A 17,324-nucleotide genomic window follows, 5' to 3' on the forward strand; every position below is an offset into this window, starting at 1 on the left:
GCCCGGGATCGCCGCGGATTTCCGGGCCGGGGCCGATCGCGCGGCTCGCACCGTGCGAGGTGCGCGCCGCACTGTGCGAGGTTCCGCGCAGCGTGAGGGGCTACGGGCGTGCCACCGTGCGGGGAACCTCGCACACTGCGGAACGGCGGCGCGGCGCCGGGCGACGCCGGGTCGTCAGTCCTTCGGCTCGGTCACGAAGTCGATGAGCTCCTCGACACGACCGAGCAACTGCGGCTCGAGGTCGGCGAACGTCCGCACCTGCCCGAGGATCCGCTGCCAGGCCCGGGCGATGTCGGCCTGCTCGGCGGCGGGCCATCCGAGGGCCTGGCAGATGCCCTTCTTCCACTCGATCGAGCGCGGGATCGTCGGCCACGCCTGGAGTCCGACGCGGGCGGGCTTCACCGACTGCCAGACGTCGACGAACGGGTGCCCGACGACGAGCACGTTCGCGCCCCACTTCCCGCGCATCACGGCGTCGGCGAAGCGGGACTCCTTCGAGCCCGGCACGAGGTGGTCCACGAGCACGCCGACACGACGGTCGCGCGAGGGCCGGAAGTCGTCGAGCACGTCGGCCAGGTTGTCGACGCCGGAGAGCTCCTCGACGACGACACCCTCGACCCGGAGGTCGGCTCCCCAGACCTTCTCGACGAGTTCGGCGTCGTGCTTGCCCTCCACCATGATCCGGGAGGGCAGTGCCACCCGGGCACGCTGCGACTCCACGGCGAACGATCCGGACGCGGTGCGGAGGCGACCACCGTCGGACGCGTGCCGGACCGCCGGGGCCGAGCCGCGCCTCCCGACCGGCGGTGCAGCGGCAGCAGACCGCCCCACCGGCGCCGGCGGGCGGCCCAGCGTGACGAGCTCGCCCTCGAGCAGGAACTGCCCGCTGAAGGGGAACGACCGGGTGCGTCCCTTCCAGTCCTCGAGCTCCACGTTGCCGGCCTCGAGCCGCACCACGGCGCCGGCCCAGCCGGTCGTCGGATCCTCGAGGACCATGTCCCGCTCGAGCGGCACCTGCCGCACCTTCTGCACCCCGCGCGAGCGCCAGTCGCCCGAGAGCACGTCACTGCCGTACCGGTCGTCGTCCACCCGCACGAGGGTACTGTCGTCCCGGGCCAGGACGACGTCGACCGGCCGCACACCCCACCATCTCGACGGAAGGCACTCCCTTGCGCGCTGCGATCATCCACGCCCCGAACGACATCCGTGTCGAGGACCGCGACCAGCCCGACCTCATCACGCCGAAGGACGTCGTGGTCAAGGTCGTCGCGGCGTGCGTGTGCGGGTCGGACCTCTGGCCGTACCGGGGCGTCACGCCGACGAAGCAGCCGCGTCCGATCGGCCACGAGCTCGTCGGCGAGGTCGTCGCGGTGGGCGACGCCGTCACGGACCTGCACGTCGGCGACTTCGTCATCTCCCCCTTCACCATGAACGACGGCACGTGCCAGGCCTGCCGCCACGGCATGACGACCGGCTGCGACCACCTGTCCGGCTTCGGCGGGAAGGACGCGTACGGCGACCCGGTCGGCGGCGCCCAGGCCGAGTACGTCCGCATCCCGGACGCCTCCGCGACCCTCGTCGCGGTGCCGGGCCCGGTCGACCCGGCGCTCGTCCCCTCGCTCCTCACCCTGTCGGACGTCTTCTCCACCGGGCACCACGCCGCGGTGTCGGCAGCCGTGGGCCCGGGCAAGACGGTCGTCGTGGTGGGCGACGGCGCGGTCGGGCTGTCCGCGGTCCTCGCGTCGAAGCGGCTCGGTGCCGAGCGGATCATCGCGATGAGCCGGCACGCCGACCGACAGGCGCTCGCGCGCGAGTTCGGCGCGACGGACGTCGTCGAGGCGCGTGGCGAGGAGGGCGTCGCGGCGATCCGCGAGCTGCTCGACGGCGACCTGGCCGACTGCGCGGTCGAGGCCGTCGGCACCGAGGAGAGCATGGACCAGGCACTGCACTCGGTCCGCCCGGGCGGCAACCTCGGCTTCGTCGGGGTCCCGCACGGGGTGCCGACGATCGGCACGCGGTACCTCTTCGACACGAACATCACCGTCGCGGGCGGTATGGCCCCGGCGCGCACGTACATCCCCGAGCTGCTGCCGGACGTGCTCTCGGGTGCGATCGAGCCGGGCCGCGTCTTCGACCTCGAGCTCCCGCTCGACGAGGCGGCGGAGGCGTACCGCGCGATGGACGAGCGTCGCGCGATCAAAGTGCTCCTGCGTCCGTAGGGCACAGCGACGTCGGACGTTCCGCGCCGCTCGTTCCTCGCCGCGCGTTCCGCTCCGCACGTTTCGCGGAGCGGAACGCGTGTTTCGAATCGGTAAACAAACCTTTCAGTAAAGAAGGTTGTCCGTTACAGTCCTCGACATGACCACACGAGGACGCACCCCCGGCCAGCCCGGCCTCCTGCGTGTCCTCAACGACCGGGCCGCGCTCGAGCTCCTGCTCGACGACGGGCCGCTCACCCGCAACGAGATCGCCCAGCGCACCGGGCTCAGCAAGCCGACCGCGGCCGAGATCATCCGGCGGCTCGAGGCGGCGGCCCTCATCCGCGAAGCCGGCACCGCATCACAGGCCGGTCGCCGGGGCCCGAGCGCGGTGGTGTACGAAGCGATCACCGACCGCGACCTCGGCGTGGCGGTCGACGTCCAGCTCGTCGACGTCCGGAGCACCGTGGTGGACGCCGCCGGCCGCACCTTCCCGGTCGCGACCCACACGATGTCCCCGGCCGAGATGCGCGCGCCCGGTGCCGACATCGTCGCCGCCGCGATCTCCCGGGCCGCAGCGGCCGCGGGCGTCGACCCGGACCTCGTCACCGCGGTGGGCATCGGGGTCCAGGCGAGTGTCGACCACGCGACCGACACCCTCATCTTCACCGACGGCCTGCCCGGCTGGCCCCGTGACCGGGTCGCCGCGACGCTCTCCGCCGCACTCGGGGTCCGCGTCGTCATCGAGAACGACGCCAACCTCGCGGCGATCGCCGAACGGAACATGGGCGCCGGACGGACCCCCGGGTCGTTCGCCCTGTTCTGGATGGCCGAGGGCCTCGGCATGGCGCTCGACCTCGGCGGCCACCTGCACACCGGCGCGTCCGGTGCCGCCGGCGAGATCGGCTACCTCGGCGTGCCCGCAGACGCACGCTCCATCGACCCGACGGCCACGATCGTCGCGGACCTCATCTCCGAGTCCGCGATCATCGCACTCGCCGCCGAACACGGGATCACGGCACCGGACGGCACCGCTGCCGACTGGCGCCAGGTGCTCCCGCAGCTGCCCGGGCTCCCCGAGCAGCACCCGTTCACCACCGCCCTCGGCGAGCGCGTCGGGCACAACGTGCTCCCCGCCCTCGCCGTCGCCGATCCCGAGACGGTCGTGCTGCACGGCCCGACCGGGATCGCGGGCGGACCCGCCCTGGCCGCCGCCGTGACCGCCTGGCTCCGGACCCGCACGCGCTGGTCCACCGCCGTCGTGGCCCCCGGCGTCCCCGACACCCCCGTCCTGCACGGTGCGCGGCACGTCCTCATCGACGTCGTCCGCACCGCGCTCGCGGACCGGCTCGAGCGCATCAGCGACGATGTGCCCGCACCGGACCCGGCCGAGCGCCCCTGACCAGCACCACCCCACCCGCACCACTCGAGGCACCATCACCCGGCCCTGTCCCAGGGCTCTTCGGCGCGCCCGGGGACGACGTCGCACGCCCGGATCCGTCCGGCGTGCGGCACCGCGACCGCACCGCGTCGGAGCGAGACCAGAGAGCGAGTACCGCAGTGTCCCTCCCCCAACCGAACGTCCCGCACCGCCGGACGTTCCGCCGCATCGTCACCGCCACGGCCGTCGCCGCCGTGGGCGCCCTCGTCGTCGCGGGCTGCAGCTCCGGCAGCAGCGCCGACTCGATCGAGAAGAGCGCACCGAAGGAGCTCAAGGGCACCGTGTCCCTGTGGCACTTCTTCACCGGGCGCGAAGCCGGCGTCGTGAAGAGCGCCGTCGCCGGCTTCGAGAAGGAGAACCCCGGCGTCACGGTCGACATCCACGCCGGCCAGGACGACGAGAAGCTCCAGAAGGCGATCTCCTCCGGCCAGAACATCGACGTGGGCCTGTCGTACTCGACCGCCATCGTGGGCAGCTTCTGCTCCTCGGGCGCCTTCCGCGACCTGTCGCCGTACATCAAGCGTGACAAGGTCGACCTGTCGGACATCCCGAAGGCCGTGCAGTCGTACACGCAGTACAAGGGCACGCGCTGCACCCTGCCGGCCCTCGCCGACGTCAGTGCGCTCATGTACAACAAGCCGCTGCTCGCGAAGGCGGGCATCACGACCCCGCCGAAGACGCTCGACGAGCTCAAGGCCGACGCCCTGAAGCTCACCACGTACAACGCCGACGGGTCGATCAAGCAGCTCGGGTTCAACCCGCTCATCGACTTCTACGAGAACTCCCCCGAGCACTGGGCCCCGATGGTCGACGGCTCGTGGCTCGACGCGAAGGGCAACAGCGTGATCGGCACGTCCGACGCCTGGAAGAAGCTCATCACCTGGCAGAAGGGCTTCGTCGACGAGATCGGCTACGACAAGCTCAAGGCCTTCACCTCGGGGCTCGGCCAGGAGTTCGCCGCCGACAACGCCTTCCAGACCGGTCAGGTCGCGATGCAGATCGACGGCGAGTACCGCACCGCCTTCATCAAGGACCAGAAGCCGGACCTCGACTACGGCACCGCACCGACTCCGGTGATGGACGGCCTCGGCAACTACGGATCGACCTACATCGCGGGTAACGTGGCGGGCATCGCGAAGGGGTCGAAGCACCCCGAGCTGGCCTGGGCGCTGCTGAAGTACCTCTCCACGAACACCGACGCGCAGGTCACGATGGGCAACGGGCTCAAGAACATCCCGACGCTCACCTCGGCCCTCGAGTCGCCGAAGCTCGAGGTCGACGAGAACTACAAGACCTTCGTCGACGTCGCGGGCGACAAGGACACGATGACCTCGCCGGGCACCGCGGACGGCGCCGCCTACATCGGCACCTTCACGAAGTTCTGGCAGGCGTACCAGCAGAACGGCGGCGACCTCGACGCGAAGCTCAAGAAGCTCGACTCGGACATCGACAACGCCAACCAGCTGGCTGGTCCGTGACCATGACCGACGTCACCACCCCTGAGACCGGCAGCCTGGAGGCGCGGCCCACCCGCGCCTCCCGGCCGCCGGCCAGCGCCGGGTCGCGTTCGACGGCCCCCGGGAGCCGGCCACGTCGGCGCCACTCCGCCGAGTCCCGCCGTCGCCTGGTCGCGCTGACGATGCTCGCCCCGGCCCTGGCGGGCCTCGTGATCTTCTTCGCGTACCCGCTCGTCGCGTCGATCTTCTACTCGTTCACGCGCTACAACCAGCTGCAGGAACCCGAGTTCGTCGGGCTGCTGAACTACCGGTTCCTCTTCACCCAGGACCCGCAGATCGGCCCCGCGGTCGTGAACACGCTGTGGTTCGTGGTCATCCTCGTGCCGGTCCGGATCGTCTGCGGGCTGCTCGTGGCGGGACTGCTCAGCCGCGCGAAGACGGCGACCGGGTTCTGGCGGACGCTGTTCTACCTGCCCGCCCTGGTGCCGCCCGTCGCCAGCGTCGTCGCGTTCGTCTTCCTGTTCAACCCCGGCACCGGCCCCGTGAACCAGATCCTGCGGGTGTTCGGCATCGACGGCCCGCTGTGGTTCAACGACCCCGCGTGGTCGAAGCCCTCGCTCGTGATCATGGGCGTCTGGGTGATGGGCGACATCATGATCATCTTCCTGGCGTCGCTCCTCGACGTGCCGCGCGACCTGTACGAGGCCGCGTCGCTCGACGGGGCGAACGGCGTCCAGCAGGTACGGCACATCACGCTGCCGACGATCGCGCCGGTCATCGGGTTCGCCGCCGTCACGGGGGTGATCGCGGCCCTGCAGTACTTCACCGAGGCCGCCGTCGCGTCGGGCGTCGCCAGCGGCAAGGCCACGATCGGCGGAGGCACCGCCGCGCAGCTCGGCTACCCGGGCACCTCGCTGCTCACCTACACCGAGCTGCTCTACCAGCACGGGTTCGCCAACTTCCAGTTCGGCTACGCGTCCGCGATGGCCGTGGTGCTGTTCGTGGTCACCGCCGTGGTGCTCGTCCTGACGATGCGCCGCATCTCCGTCTTCCGACCCGAGGAGTCCTGATGACCGCCGTGTCCCAGTCCCCGCTCGCCCGGGCTCCCCGCGGTGCGGCGTCCGGCTCCGCCCGCGGTCCGCGCCGCAGCCTGCTGGTCTGGATCGCCGAGCACGCCGCACTCGTCGCGCTCGGCGTCCTGACCATCGCGCCGATCGTGTTCGTCATCCTGACGTCGCTGATGTCGAGCAACCAGGCACTCACCGCGTCGATCGTGCCGCGCCCGTTCGACTTCTCGAACTACGGCCGGGTGTTCACCGAACTGCCGCTCGTGCAGTGGTTCGGGAACTCGTCGATGTACGCCGTGCTCGCCACCGCGTTCATGCTCGTCAGCTCGGTCCCGGCGGCGTACGCGCTCGCCCAGATCAAGTTCCGTGGCGCGAACCTGGTCTTCACCGTGATCATCGTCGCGATGCTCCTGCCCCCGCAGGTCACCGCGGTGCCGGTCTACGTGATGTGGTCCGAGCTGCACCTCACCGGCACGCTCTGGCCGCTCATCCTGCCGAACCTGCTCGGCGACGCGTTCAGCATCTTCCTGCTCCGTCAGTTCTTCATGACGATCCCGAAGGAGTACGGGGACGCCGCTCGCATGGACGGATGCAGCGAGTGGGGCGTGCTCTGGCGCGTCGTCGTCCCCATGGCCCGCCCGGGCATCGCGTCGGCGGCGATCTTCATGTTCTTCCACTCGTGGAACGACTACTACGGCCCGCTCCTGTACGCCTCCGAGAACCAGGCCGCCTGGCCGGTGGCGTACGGGTTGGCAACGTTCCGCGGCCAACACGGCACCGACTGGTCGATGACGATGGCGATGACCGTCGTCGTCATGGTGCCCGTCGTCATCATCTTCTTCTTCGCACAGAAGGCATTCGTCGAGGGCATCGCGCTCACCGGCGTGAAGGGATAGCACCACAGTGAAACTCGCAGTCATCGGTGGCGGATCCACCTACACCCCCGAACTCGTGGACGGCTTCGCCCGGCTCCGCGACCAGCTGCCCATCGACGAGCTGTGGCTCGTCGACCCCGACCCCGTCCGGCGCGAACTCGTCGGCGGTGTCGCGAAGCGGATGTTCGCCCACGCCGGCCACCCGGGCACGATCCACGTCACGGACGACGTCGTCGCCGGGGTCTCGGACGCCGACGCCGTCATGTTCCAGCTCCGGATCGGCGGGCAGGCCGCCCGGCACCAGGACGAGACCTGGCCGCACGAGGCCTGCTGCATCGGGCAGGAGACCACCGGGCCCGGCGGGTTCGCGAAGGCGCTCCGCACCGTGCCGGTCGTGCTCGAGTACGCGTCGCTCGTCAAGCGGTACGCCAAGCCGGACGCGTGGATCGTCGACTTCACGAACCCGGTGGGCATCGTCACCCGTGCACTGCTCGAAGCGGGGCACCGGGCCGTCGGGCTCTGCAACGTGGCGATCGGGTTCCAGCGGCGCTTCGCGAAGGAGTTCGACGTCGCCCCGTCGGCCGTCCGGCTCGACCACGTCGGTCTGAACCACCTGACGTGGGAGCGCGGCGTCCACGTGACGGACGGCTCCGGTGAGCGCGACGTCCTGTCCGACCTGCTCCGTGCCGACACCGGTGCCCTCGACCGGATGGCGGAGAGCGTGCACATGCCGGCCGACCTCATCCGGCTGCAGCACGCCGTGCCCTCGTACTACCTGCGCTACTTCTACAGCCACGACGTCGTGCTCGAGGAACAGCTGCACGCACCCACCCGTGCCGAGGCCGTCATGGAGACCGAGCGGGCCCTGCTCGCGAAGTACGCGGACGAGTCCGTCGTGACGAAGCCCGCCGAGCTCGAGCAACGGGGCGGCGCCTACTACTCCGAGGCGGCGATCGACGTGCTGTCCTCGATCCTCGGCGACCGCGGTGACGTGCAGGTCCTCAACGTGCGCAACGACGGCACGTTCCCGTTCCTCCCCGACGACCACGTGATCGAGGTCCCGGCCCGGGTCACCCGCGCGGCGATCACACCGTTGCCCGTCGCGCCGCTCGATGCCGACATGGTCGGACTCGTGTCGCACGTCGCCGGGTACGAACGCCTCGCCCTCGACGCCGCCGTGCACGGAGGCCGCGACCGCGTGCTCCGCGCGATGTGGGCGCACCCGCTCGTCGGGCAGGTCGACAAGGCCGAACGGCTCACCGACCTGCTCCTGGCCGCGAACGCGGAGCACCTGCCGTGGACGCGATCGGAGCAGCTGACGTGGGCGGGCTGAACGGAGCCGGAGCGTCCGGGGGCGGCGTCGGCACCGCCCGAGCGACCCGTCCGCCCGCACCCGTCCCGCCGGCGCCGAGCGACGTCGTCCTGGCCGTCGACGGTGGCGGCAGCAAGACGGACGTCGTCGCGATCGCACTCGACGGTTCGATCGTCGGGCACGCACGGGGCCCCGGCTCGAACCCGCAGACCCGCGGGTGGGACGTCGCCGGGCCGATCCTCGACGACGTCCGGGCGCGGGTCGTCGGCGACCTCGGCGATCGTCGGATCCGGACGACGCACGTGTACCTGGCCGGTCTCGACCTGCACGACGAACTCGTCGCGGCGACCGAGGCGCTCGCGCACTGGGAGGCCGACGGCGGCGCGCCGCACGTCCTCGACAACGACCTGTTCGCACTGCTGCGGGCGGGTACGCTGTCGCCGGACGCCGCCGCGGTCGTCTGCGGCACGGGCATCAACGCGCTCGCGGTCCGGGCCGACGGAACCACCGCCCGGTTCCCTGCCATCGGTGACGTCTCCGGCGACTGGGGCGGCGGCGCGTACCTCGGCAACCGTGCACTGTGGCACGCAGCCCGCGCCGACGACGGTCGCGGACCGGCGACGGCCCTGGTCACGGCCGTCCCGGCGGCACTGGGCCTCCGCAGCGTCCGCGAGGTGACCGAGGCCATCCACTTCGGCCGCCTCGACCAGCGGGTGTTCAACCGGCTGTGCCCGGTGCTGTTCGAGGTCGCCGGCGCGGGTGACGCCGTGGCCGCCGGCGTCGTCGCGCGGCAGGCCGAGGAGATCGTCCTGCTCGCCGCGGTCGCGCTCGAGCGTCTCGGTCTCGGTGGTTCGGCGGCGAGCCCAGTGCCCGTGGTCCTCGGCGGCGGGGTGCTCGCGGCACGGGATCCCCTGCTCGTCGAGGGCGTCGTCGACGGCCTCGCTGCCCGGGTGCCCGGAGCGGTGCCGACCTGGGTGACCGATCCTCCCGTGCTCGGGGCGGGGTTGGCGGCGCTGGAGTCCGTCGGGGCCGACGACGCCGCGCTCGGCCGCTACCGGCAGGCCGTGCGCTCCCGCGCCTTCGCGAGCACCACGGCGCTGATCCGCTGACGCGGCGCGCGCGCCGCGCCGCGCGCGCCGCGCGCGGGCGCCCGCGCGCCCGCGCCCCGCGCGCCGCGCCGCGCGCCTGCGCGGCCGCCGCGCCCGCGCCCGCGAAAGCGACAGTGTGCCGCACGACGATCGCAGCACACTGTCGCTCCAGCGGCAGCATCATCGCGCGCACCCTGTGCGCTGTCGCTTCCGCGGCACGACCCACACCGCGCCCGGAACGCACCCACGACCGGACGGGAGGCGCGGTGCCAGCCCGCACCGCGCCTCCCGTCCGACCGTGCTCGCGCCCATCCCGTGGTCGCGCGTCCCGAGACTCGGCCGGGCGGACGAGATGCGGGCCGCTGGGCCGCGAAACTGTCCGCCGAGCCGAGACTCGGCGAGACCGCCGCCGCGCCGCGCGCGCCGCGCTACGCGCGCGCCAGCAACCCCAGCATGTCGACCACCCGGTTCGAGAACCCCCACTCGTTGTCGTACCAGGCGACCGCCTTCACGTGCCGCCCATCGTCGACACGGGTGAGCAGCGAGTCGAACACGCTCGACTCCGGCCGCCCCGTGATGTCCGTCGACACGAGCGGGTCCGCCGTGAACGCCAGCACCCCCGCGAGCGACCCCGCGGCGGCAGCACGGTAGGCCTCGTTGACCTCCTCGACGGTGACGTCCCGCGACACCACGGTGTTCAGCTCGACGATCGACCCCACCGGCACCGGCACCCGGATCGCGTCACCCGACAGCTTGCCGTCGAGCCGCGGCAGCACGAGCCCGATGGCCTTGGCAGCCCCGGTCGACGTCGGCACGATGTTCACCCCGGCGGCACGCGCCCGACGCAGGTCGCGGTGCGGACCGTCCTGCAGGTTCTGCTCCTGCGTGTAGGCGTGCACGGTCGTCATGAACCCGTGCTCGATGCCCGCGAGGTCGTCGAGCACCGACGCCAGCGGCGCGAGCGCGTTCGTCGTGCACGAGGCGTTCGAGACGACGGTGTGCACCGCCGGGTCGTACACGTCGGAGTTCACGCCGTACGCGATGGTGGCGTCCGCGCCGGTGGCGGGCGCGCTGATGAGGACGCGGCGGGCTCCCGCGGTCAGGTGTCCCGCCGCTGCGTCGCGCCCGGTGAACCGGCCGGTCGACTCGAGCACGACCTCGACGCCGAGGTCGCCCCACGGGAGCTCCGCCGGCTCGCGCGACGCGAGGACGCGGATGCGCCGTCCGTCGATGACGAGGGTGTCCCCGTCGACCTCGACGGTCCCGGCGAACGGGCCGAGCGCGGAGTCGTACCGGAACAGGTGGGCGAGCGTCTCGGGTGCGGTGAGGTCGTTGACGGCGACGACCTCGAGGTCGTCGCCTCCCCGGGCGAGGAGCGCGCGGAGGGTGTTGCGGCCGATGCGGCCGAAGCCGTTGATCGCGATGCGGGTCATGTGGACTTCCTTTCGTTCCGCGGTCCATGCTCACGGCCCGGGAGGCGCGGCTCCAGTGGCTGGGGAGCCAGCGTTCGAAAGGATGTCGCCACCACTGCGGCGATGCGGTCAGTCCTGGAAGGTCCGCCGGTACTCGGTCGGCGAGGTCCCGAGGATCCGACGGAAGTGCGTCCGCAGGTTGGCGTCCGACCCGAGCCCCGCCCGCTCGGCGACCTGGTCGACGGCGAGGTCCGAGCGCTCGAGCAGCTCCCGTGCGAGGTCGACCCGAGCCCGGAGCACCCACTGCATCGGCGTGTACCCGGTGTCCTCGACGAAGCGCCGCGAGAACGTCCGAGGCGAGACCGTCGCGTTCCGGGCGAGGACCTCGAGCGTCAGCGGGTCGGCGAGGTGCCGGAGCGCCCACTCCCGCGTCTCGGCGAAGACGTCTCCGAGTGGCTCGGGCATGCTCCGCGGGACGTACTGCGCCTGCCCGCCGCTCCGGTACGGGGCACTCACGAGCCGCCGTGCGACGTGGTTCGACAGCGCGACCCCGTGGTCCTGCCGGACGATGTGCAGGCACAGGTCGATCCCGCTCGCCGCTCCCGCACTCGTCAGGACCGACCCGGCGTCGACGAACAGCACGTCCTCGTCCACGTCGACCTCGGGGTACCGGTCGCGGAGCACCCGCGTGTAGTGCCAGTGTGTAGTCGCACGGCGGCCGTCGAGCAGTCCGGCGGCGGCCAGGGCGAACGCCCCGGTGGAGATCGCCGCGATCCGGACGCCCCGCTCGTGCGCCCGCCCGAGCGCCGCCACCACGTCGGCGGGCGGTGGCGTGTCCGCGGGGAACCGGTACCCGGGCACGAAGACCGTCTCGGCCCACTCGAGGGCGTCCAGCCCGTGGTCGACCGCGTACGCGAGGCCGTCTCCCCCGGCGATGCGTGCCACGCGGGGGCCGCACACCCGGACCTCGTACGGCATGCTCGGGCGGTTCGAGAACACCTGCGCCGGGATCCCGACGTCGAGCGGCTTCGCCCCGTCGAGCACGAGGACCGCGACGCGGTGCAGGTGGGGCGTGGCCATGCAGCGACGCTAGCGCCCTCCGGGGACGTCAGGCGTCGCGGATCGCGAGGACCCGGTGCGGTGCCGCCCGCTCCGCCCGCCACCCGGTGGGCAGGACGTCCTGGAGTTCCGGCAACGTGAAGCTCCGCCGGATCGAGCGCAACCCGTCGACCCGCACGAAGGTGCCGGCCGCGACCAGCGTCGAACCGACCGCGTACGCCCGGTAGGCCGAGCGCGACCGCCGGATGTCCGAGTGCAGGCTGCGGCTCGTCGCCAGCTGTTCGGAGTCCGCGAGGAACCCGCGCCGCTCCTCGTCGCCGAGGTGGTGCAGCACGTGGTTCGACACGACGACGTCGAACCGCTCCCCCGCGGCGATGAGCTCGGCGCTCGACTGCTGCCGGAAAGTGACGCCCCGCGGGGTGGACCGGGTCGCCGCGTCGATCGCCCGCGCGTCCGGGTCGGCCCCGACGACCTCGACGTCGAACCCGTCGGCGGCAGCCCACCGGACGAGCGCCCGCGCGAGGTCGCCGCCACCGCACCCGAGGTCGAGCACGCGTCCCCGCCCGTTCGCGGGGAGCGCCGGCGCGACGTGCGTCCGCCACGCCGAGCGCCAGCCGCTCACGAGTGCGTTCACCACGGCGAAGCGCCGGAACGTCCGCGCGAGCGCGCGCGGGTCGCAGTCCGGGTCGTCCATGAGTTCGTGGAGGTCCAGTGCGCGCGTGGTCAGGTCGACGGCCGGGAGGCGCGGGTCGATCCCCTCGGTGCGGCTCACGAGACGCCCGTGGTCGCCGTCTCGCCCGCGTGGTCGCGGGCTGCTGCCGTCGCGTCCTCGACCGGTTCGCCCTGCTCGCGGGCCGGGATCGACGTTCGCGTGCTGCCGACGGCGGTGAGTCGGGCGGCCTCGACCGTCAGGCCCGGTCCGAACGCGAGCGCGATGACGGGGGCACCGTCGTCGATGCCGTCGTCGAGCACCTGGCGGAGCACGAAGAGCACGGTGGCACTCGAGACGTTCCCGTGGTCGCGCAGGACGGCACGGCTCGCCGAGAGGGCGGCGTCCGGCAGCCCGAGGGCGACCTGCGTCCGGTCGAGGATCGCGCGGCCTCCGGGGTGCACGGCCCAGGTCGGGACGTCGACGGCGGCGGAGCCCACGGCGGACAGCAGCGGTGCGACGGCCTCGGCGACCGTGGCACCGACGAGCTTCGGGACGGCCGTGCTGAGCACCATCTCGAAGCCCTCGTCGCCGATGTTCCACGCCATCTCGGACGCACCCTCGGGCACGACCGTCGTCGCGAAGTCGTCCAGGCGGAGGCCAGGGCCGTCGGCGGTGACCACGGCGGCCGCCGCACCGTCCCCGAAGACGCTGTTGGCGACGATCTGGTCCGGGTCGTCGCTCGCCCGGACGTGCAGCGTGCAGAGCTCGGCGCAGACGACGAGCACCACGGCGGACGGCACGGACTCGGCGAACGCCGCAGCGATGCGGAGCGCCGGGAACGCCGCGCAGCACCCCATGAACCCGATGTGCTGGCGGAAGACCGTGCGGGGGATGCCGAGTTCGGTGACGACGTCGAGGTCGGGGCCGGGCTGGGTGAACCCGGTGCACGAGACGGTCACCACGTGGGTGATCGACTCGGGTGTCACACCCGCGCGGTCCACGGCGTCGCGGGCGGCCGCCACGAACAGGGCGGGGGCGAGCTCGCGGTACCGGTCGTTCCGGGTGCCGGTCGACGGGGACCGCAGCACGCCGTGGTCGTCGCGGAAGGCGCCGGACGGCCGCGTGCTGTCGAGTTCCTCGAGCACCGTGTGCCGGTGCTCCACGGCGGAGGCGTCGAACGCGGCGGGGACGAGCCGCCTGCCGAGCCGGCCCAGGTCGGGCTGCGACGCGAAGAGGTCGCGCACCGCAGCCTGCTCGAGTGTCGTCTCGGGGACGGCGGTACCGATGGCGCGGATCGTTGCGGACACGACTCATCCTTTCACCGGGTCGCTGACGCGTCCCCAGGATCGACGAGAGGCCCGGTGCCAGCTGGCACCGCGCCTCCCGTCGATCGTTCGGTCCGGACTACGACTGCTGCGCGCGCTCCAGCACCAGCTCGCGGACGCGCGCGGCGTCCGCCTGGCCCTGCATGGCCTTCATGACGGCGCCGATGATGGCGCCGGCGGCCTGGACCTTGCCGTCCTTGATCTTGGCGAGGACGTCGGGCTGCGCGGCGAGCGCCTGGTCGACCGCGGCGGTGAGCGCCGAGTCGTCCGACACGACCTTCAGCCCACGCGACTCGACGACCTGCGACGGCGACCCTTCGCCGGCGATGACGCCTTCGAGGACCTGGCGCGCCAGGCGGTCGGTCAGGTCACCGGACTCGACGAGGGCGATGAGCTCGGCGACGTGCTGCGGCGAGACGAGGTCACCGGGGGCGGCGTCCCGCGTGTTCGCGACACGGCTGATCTCACCCGTCCACCACTTGCGGGCGGCCTGCGGTGCGGCACCGGCGGCGACGGTCCCCTCGAGCTCGTCGAGCAGCCCGCCGTTCACGACGTCCTGGAACTCGAGGTCGGTGAAGCCCCAGTCGCCCTTGAGCCGACGGCGACGTGCCACCGGGGCCTCGGGCAGGGAAGCGCGGAGCTCCTCGATCACGGCCGGGTCCGGCACGACCGGGAGCAGGTCGGGCTCCGGGAAGTAGCGGTAGTCGTCGGCGTCGGACTTCGGACGGCCGGCCGAGGTGCGACCGGTGTCCTCGTGCCAGTGCCGGGTCTCCTGCGTGATCGAGCCACCGGCGGCGAGGATCGCGGCCTGGCGCTGGATCTCGTAGCGGATGGCCCGCTCGACGGCCCGGAACGAGTTGACGTTCTTCGTCTCCGTGCGCGTGCCGAGCTTCTCCTGCCCGCGGGGACGCAGCGAGATGTTCGCGTCGCAGCGGAGGTTGCCGCGTTCCATGCGGGCCTCGGAGACGCCGAGCGCTCGGACGAGGTCACGGATGACCTGCACGTACGCCGCGCCGAGCTCGGGTGCGCGCTCCTCGGCGCCGAAGATCGGCTTCGTGACGATCTCGACGAGCGGGACCCCGGCACGGTTGTAGTCGACGAGCGAGTACTCGGCACCCTGGATGCGGCCCGTGGCACCGCCGACGTGCGTCAGCTTGCCGGCGTCCTCTTCCATGTGGGCGCGCTCGATCGGCACGGTGAAGATGGTGCCGTCGGCGAGCTCGACCTCGACCTCGCCCTCGTACGCGATCGGCTCGTCGTACTGCGAGATCTGGTAGTTCTTCGGGTTGTCCGGGTAGTAGTAGTTCTTCCGGGCGAACCGCGAGGACTCGGCGATCGAGCAGCCGAGCGCGAGCCCGAGCTGGATCGAGTACCGCACGGCCTGCGCGTTGACGACCGGCAGCGACCCGGGGAGCCCGAGGTCGACCGGCGTCACGTTCGTGTTCGGCTCGCCGCCGAAGAAGTTCGGCGCGTCCGAGAACATCTTGGTCTTCGTCGCGAGCTCGACGTGGACCTCGAAGCCGAGGACCGGCTCGTACAGCCGGAGTGCCTCGTCGAAGTCCATCAGCGCGTCCTTCTGCGCCATCAGATCACACCTTCCTGCGCAGCGGACTGCTGACTCTGGTCGAGGTCCGGGATGCTGTCGATGAGCGGGCGGCCCCACTGCTGCTCGAGCAGGCGTTCGAGGGCGGCGCCGTACCGGTAGAGCCGGGCGTCCTCGCGCTGCGGTGCCATGAGCTGCACGCCCGTGGGGAGCGAGTCCTCGGGAGCGAGGCCGTTCGGGATACTCATGCCCGGGACGCCGGCGAGGTTCGCCGGGATCGTCGTCAGGTCGTTGAGGTACATCGCCAGCGGGTCGTCGATGCGCTCACCGATCGGGAACGCGGTCGTCGGGGCCGACGGGCTGACCAGCAGGTCGACCTGCTCGAACGCGGCCTGGAAGTCGCGCTGCACGAGGGTGCGGACCTTCTGCGCCGACCCGTAGTAGGCGTCGTAGTAGCCGGCGCTCAGCGCGTACGTGCCGAGGATGATGCGGCGCTTCACCTCGGGACCGAAACCGGCCTCGCGCGTGGCGGCCATGACGTCCTCGACGGTGGCACCGTTCTCGGGCGTCACGCGGAGCCCGAAGCGCACGGAGTCGAACTTCGCGAGGTTCGACGACGCCTCGGCCGGGAGGATCAGGTAGTACGCGCTGATCGCGTAGGCGAACGACGGGGCGTCGATCTCGACGACGACGGCACCGGCCGACTCGAGCAGGGCGACCGTCTCGTGGAAGCGCTGGGTGACGCCCGCCTGGAAGCCCTCGCCACCGGCGAGCTCCTTCACCACGCCGACGCGCAGGCCGCGCAGCGTGTCCGCCTGCAGGCCCTCGCGCGCAGCGGCCGCCATCGACGGCCAGGCGTCGGGGATGCTCGTGGAGTCACGCGGGTCGTGCCCGCCGATGACGTCGTGCAGCAGCGCGGCGTCGAGGACGGTGCGCGACACCGGGCCGACCTGGTCGAGGCTGGAGGCCAGGGCGATCGCGCCGTAGCGGCTCACCCCGCCGTAGGTCGGCTTCACGCCGACGGTTCCGGTGACGGCGCCCGGCTGGCGGATCGAGCCACCGGTGTCCGAGCCGAGGGCGAGCGGTGCCTCGTGCGCGGCGACCGCGGCCGCCGAACCACCACCGGAGCCACCGGGGATGCGGTCGAGGTCCCACGGGTTGTGCGTCGGGCCGTACGCCGAGAACTCGGTCGTCGAGCCCATGGCGAACTCGTCCATGTTCGTCTTGCCGAGCGGCACGAGGCCGGCGGCACGGAGCTTCGCGACCGGGGTGGCGTCGTACGGCGGCACCCAGCCTTCGAGGATCTTCGAGCCCGACGTCGTGGGCATGTCCTGCGTGCACAGGACGTCCTTGATCGCGATCGGCACGCCGGCGAGCGGACCGAGGTCGTCACCGGCGGCACGGCGGGAGTCGATCGACTTCGCCGCGGCGATCGCGTTCTGGTTGACGTGCAGGAAGGCGTGGACGTCGCCGTCCACCGCCTGGATGCGGTCGAGGTGCGCCTGGGTGGCCTCGACGCTCGAGACGTCGCGCGCCACGAGGGCGTCGGCGAGCGCCGCGGCGCTCAGCTTCGTGATGTCGGTCACTGCTCTTCTCCCAGGATGGCCGTCACGCGGAACCGTTCGCCGTCGGAGTCGGGTGCGCCCGAGAGCGCCTGCTCCTGCGTGAGGGTCGGACCGACCACGTCGGGTCGGGTGACGTTGCCGAGCGGCACGGGGTGGCTGGTCGCCGGGACGTCCGGGGTGGCGACCTCGGTGACCTTGGCGACGCTGTCGACGATGTGCGACAGCTCCCCCGTGAGCTTCTCGATCTCTTCGGGCGTGAGTGCGATACGTGCGAGGTTCGCCAGGTGGGCGACCTGCTCGCTCGTGATGTCAGGCATGGTGCTCCGTCGA

Annotated in this window: 15 protein-coding genes; 7 read left to right on the forward strand and 8 right to left on the reverse strand. The window is 72.2% G+C overall.

The window, feature by feature from the left end; translation table 11 throughout:
* Positions 1-174 precede the first annotated feature (174 nt).
* Positions 175-1,089 (reverse strand): DUF3097 domain-containing protein, encoded by a 915-nt coding sequence (locus ACIPEP_RS09175; protein WP_402717084.1) that lies wholly within the window; start codon positions 1,087-1,089, stop codon positions 175-177.
* Between the two features lie 80 nt (positions 1,090-1,169).
* Here ACIPEP_RS09175 and ACIPEP_RS09180 point away from each other — a divergent pair, with 80 nt between their 5' ends.
* The 7 genes from ACIPEP_RS09180 to ACIPEP_RS09210 all read left to right on the forward strand — a co-directional run bounded on the left by ACIPEP_RS09180 (position 1,170) and on the right by ACIPEP_RS09210 (position 9,459).
* Positions 1,170-2,219, forward strand: coding sequence for a zinc-binding dehydrogenase (locus ACIPEP_RS09180; protein ID WP_402717085.1), 1,050 nt, complete (start codon positions 1,170-1,172; stop codon positions 2,217-2,219).
* Between the two features lie 139 nt (positions 2,220-2,358).
* Positions 2,359-3,600 carry an ROK family transcriptional regulator gene (locus tag ACIPEP_RS09185; RefSeq protein WP_071295013.1) on the forward strand — a complete coding sequence of 414 codons (1,242 nt, stop codon included), beginning with the start codon at positions 2,359-2,361 and terminating at the stop codon, positions 3,598-3,600.
* Positions 3,601-3,758: 158 nt separating this feature from the next.
* A complete protein-coding gene (locus ACIPEP_RS09190) occupies positions 3,759-5,117 on the forward strand; it encodes an extracellular solute-binding protein (protein ID WP_083403239.1) in 1,359 nt (452 codons plus the stop codon).
* A gap of 2 nt (positions 5,118-5,119) precedes the next feature.
* Positions 5,120-6,166 carry a carbohydrate ABC transporter permease gene (locus ACIPEP_RS09195; protein ID WP_402717315.1) on the forward strand — a complete coding sequence of 349 codons (1,047 nt, stop codon included), beginning with the start codon at positions 5,120-5,122 and terminating at the stop codon, positions 6,164-6,166.
* Positions 6,166-7,059, forward strand: coding sequence for a carbohydrate ABC transporter permease (locus tag ACIPEP_RS09200; RefSeq protein ID WP_402717086.1), 894 nt, complete (start codon positions 6,166-6,168; stop codon positions 7,057-7,059). Before ACIPEP_RS09195 ends, ACIPEP_RS09200 begins: the two co-directional genes overlap by 1 nt.
* 7 nt (positions 7,060-7,066) lie before the next feature.
* Positions 7,067-8,371 carry a 6-phospho-beta-glucosidase gene (locus ACIPEP_RS09205; RefSeq protein WP_071295011.1) on the forward strand — a complete coding sequence of 435 codons (1,305 nt, stop codon included), beginning with the start codon at positions 7,067-7,069 and terminating at the stop codon, positions 8,369-8,371.
* Positions 8,359-9,459: an N-acetylglucosamine kinase gene (locus ACIPEP_RS09210; protein ID WP_402717087.1), complete on the forward strand. Its 1,101-nt coding sequence runs from the start codon at positions 8,359-8,361 to the stop codon at positions 9,457-9,459. The genes ACIPEP_RS09205 and ACIPEP_RS09210 overlap by 13 nt, the downstream gene beginning before the upstream one ends.
* Positions 9,460-9,866: 407 nt before the next feature.
* Here ACIPEP_RS09210 and gap read toward each other — a convergent pair whose 3' ends face one another.
* The 7 genes from gap to gatC all read right to left on the reverse strand — a co-directional run bounded on the left by gap (position 9,867) and on the right by gatC (position 17,311).
* Positions 9,867-10,871 (reverse strand): type I glyceraldehyde-3-phosphate dehydrogenase, encoded by a 1,005-nt coding sequence (gene gap, locus ACIPEP_RS09215; RefSeq protein WP_402717088.1) that lies wholly within the window; start codon positions 10,869-10,871, stop codon positions 9,867-9,869.
* Between the two features lie 108 nt (positions 10,872-10,979).
* On the reverse strand, positions 10,980-11,930 hold the full coding sequence (locus ACIPEP_RS09220) for a GlxA family transcriptional regulator (protein WP_402717089.1): 951 nt from the start codon (positions 11,928-11,930) through the stop codon (positions 10,980-10,982).
* 28 nt (positions 11,931-11,958) lie between these two features.
* Positions 11,959-12,681, reverse strand: coding sequence for a methyltransferase domain-containing protein (locus ACIPEP_RS09225; RefSeq protein ID WP_336697433.1), 723 nt, complete (start codon positions 12,679-12,681; stop codon positions 11,959-11,961).
* Complete coding sequence (locus ACIPEP_RS09230; protein ID WP_402717090.1) at positions 12,678-13,868, reverse strand: type III polyketide synthase; 1,191 nt, start codon at positions 13,866-13,868, stop codon at positions 12,678-12,680. The genes ACIPEP_RS09225 and ACIPEP_RS09230 overlap by 4 nt, the downstream gene beginning before the upstream one ends.
* Positions 13,869-13,965: 97 nt before the next feature.
* On the reverse strand, positions 13,966-15,471 hold the full coding sequence (gatB, locus tag ACIPEP_RS09235) for an Asp-tRNA(Asn)/Glu-tRNA(Gln) amidotransferase subunit GatB (protein ID WP_071295008.1): 1,506 nt from the start codon (positions 15,469-15,471) through the stop codon (positions 13,966-13,968).
* Positions 15,471-17,015: an Asp-tRNA(Asn)/Glu-tRNA(Gln) amidotransferase subunit GatA gene (gatA, locus tag ACIPEP_RS09240; RefSeq protein WP_070416659.1), complete on the reverse strand. Its 1,545-nt coding sequence runs from the start codon at positions 17,013-17,015 to the stop codon at positions 15,471-15,473. The genes gatB and gatA overlap by 1 nt, the downstream gene beginning before the upstream one ends.
* On the reverse strand, positions 17,012-17,311 hold the full coding sequence (gatC, locus tag ACIPEP_RS09245; protein ID WP_070416660.1) for an Asp-tRNA(Asn)/Glu-tRNA(Gln) amidotransferase subunit GatC: 300 nt from the start codon (positions 17,309-17,311) through the stop codon (positions 17,012-17,014). Before gatC ends, gatA begins: the two co-directional genes overlap by 4 nt.
* Positions 17,312-17,324 lie beyond the last annotated feature (13 nt).

Source organism: Curtobacterium sp. NPDC087082 (assembly GCF_044745045.1).
GTDB lineage: Bacteria > Actinomycetota > Actinomycetes > Actinomycetales > Microbacteriaceae > Curtobacterium.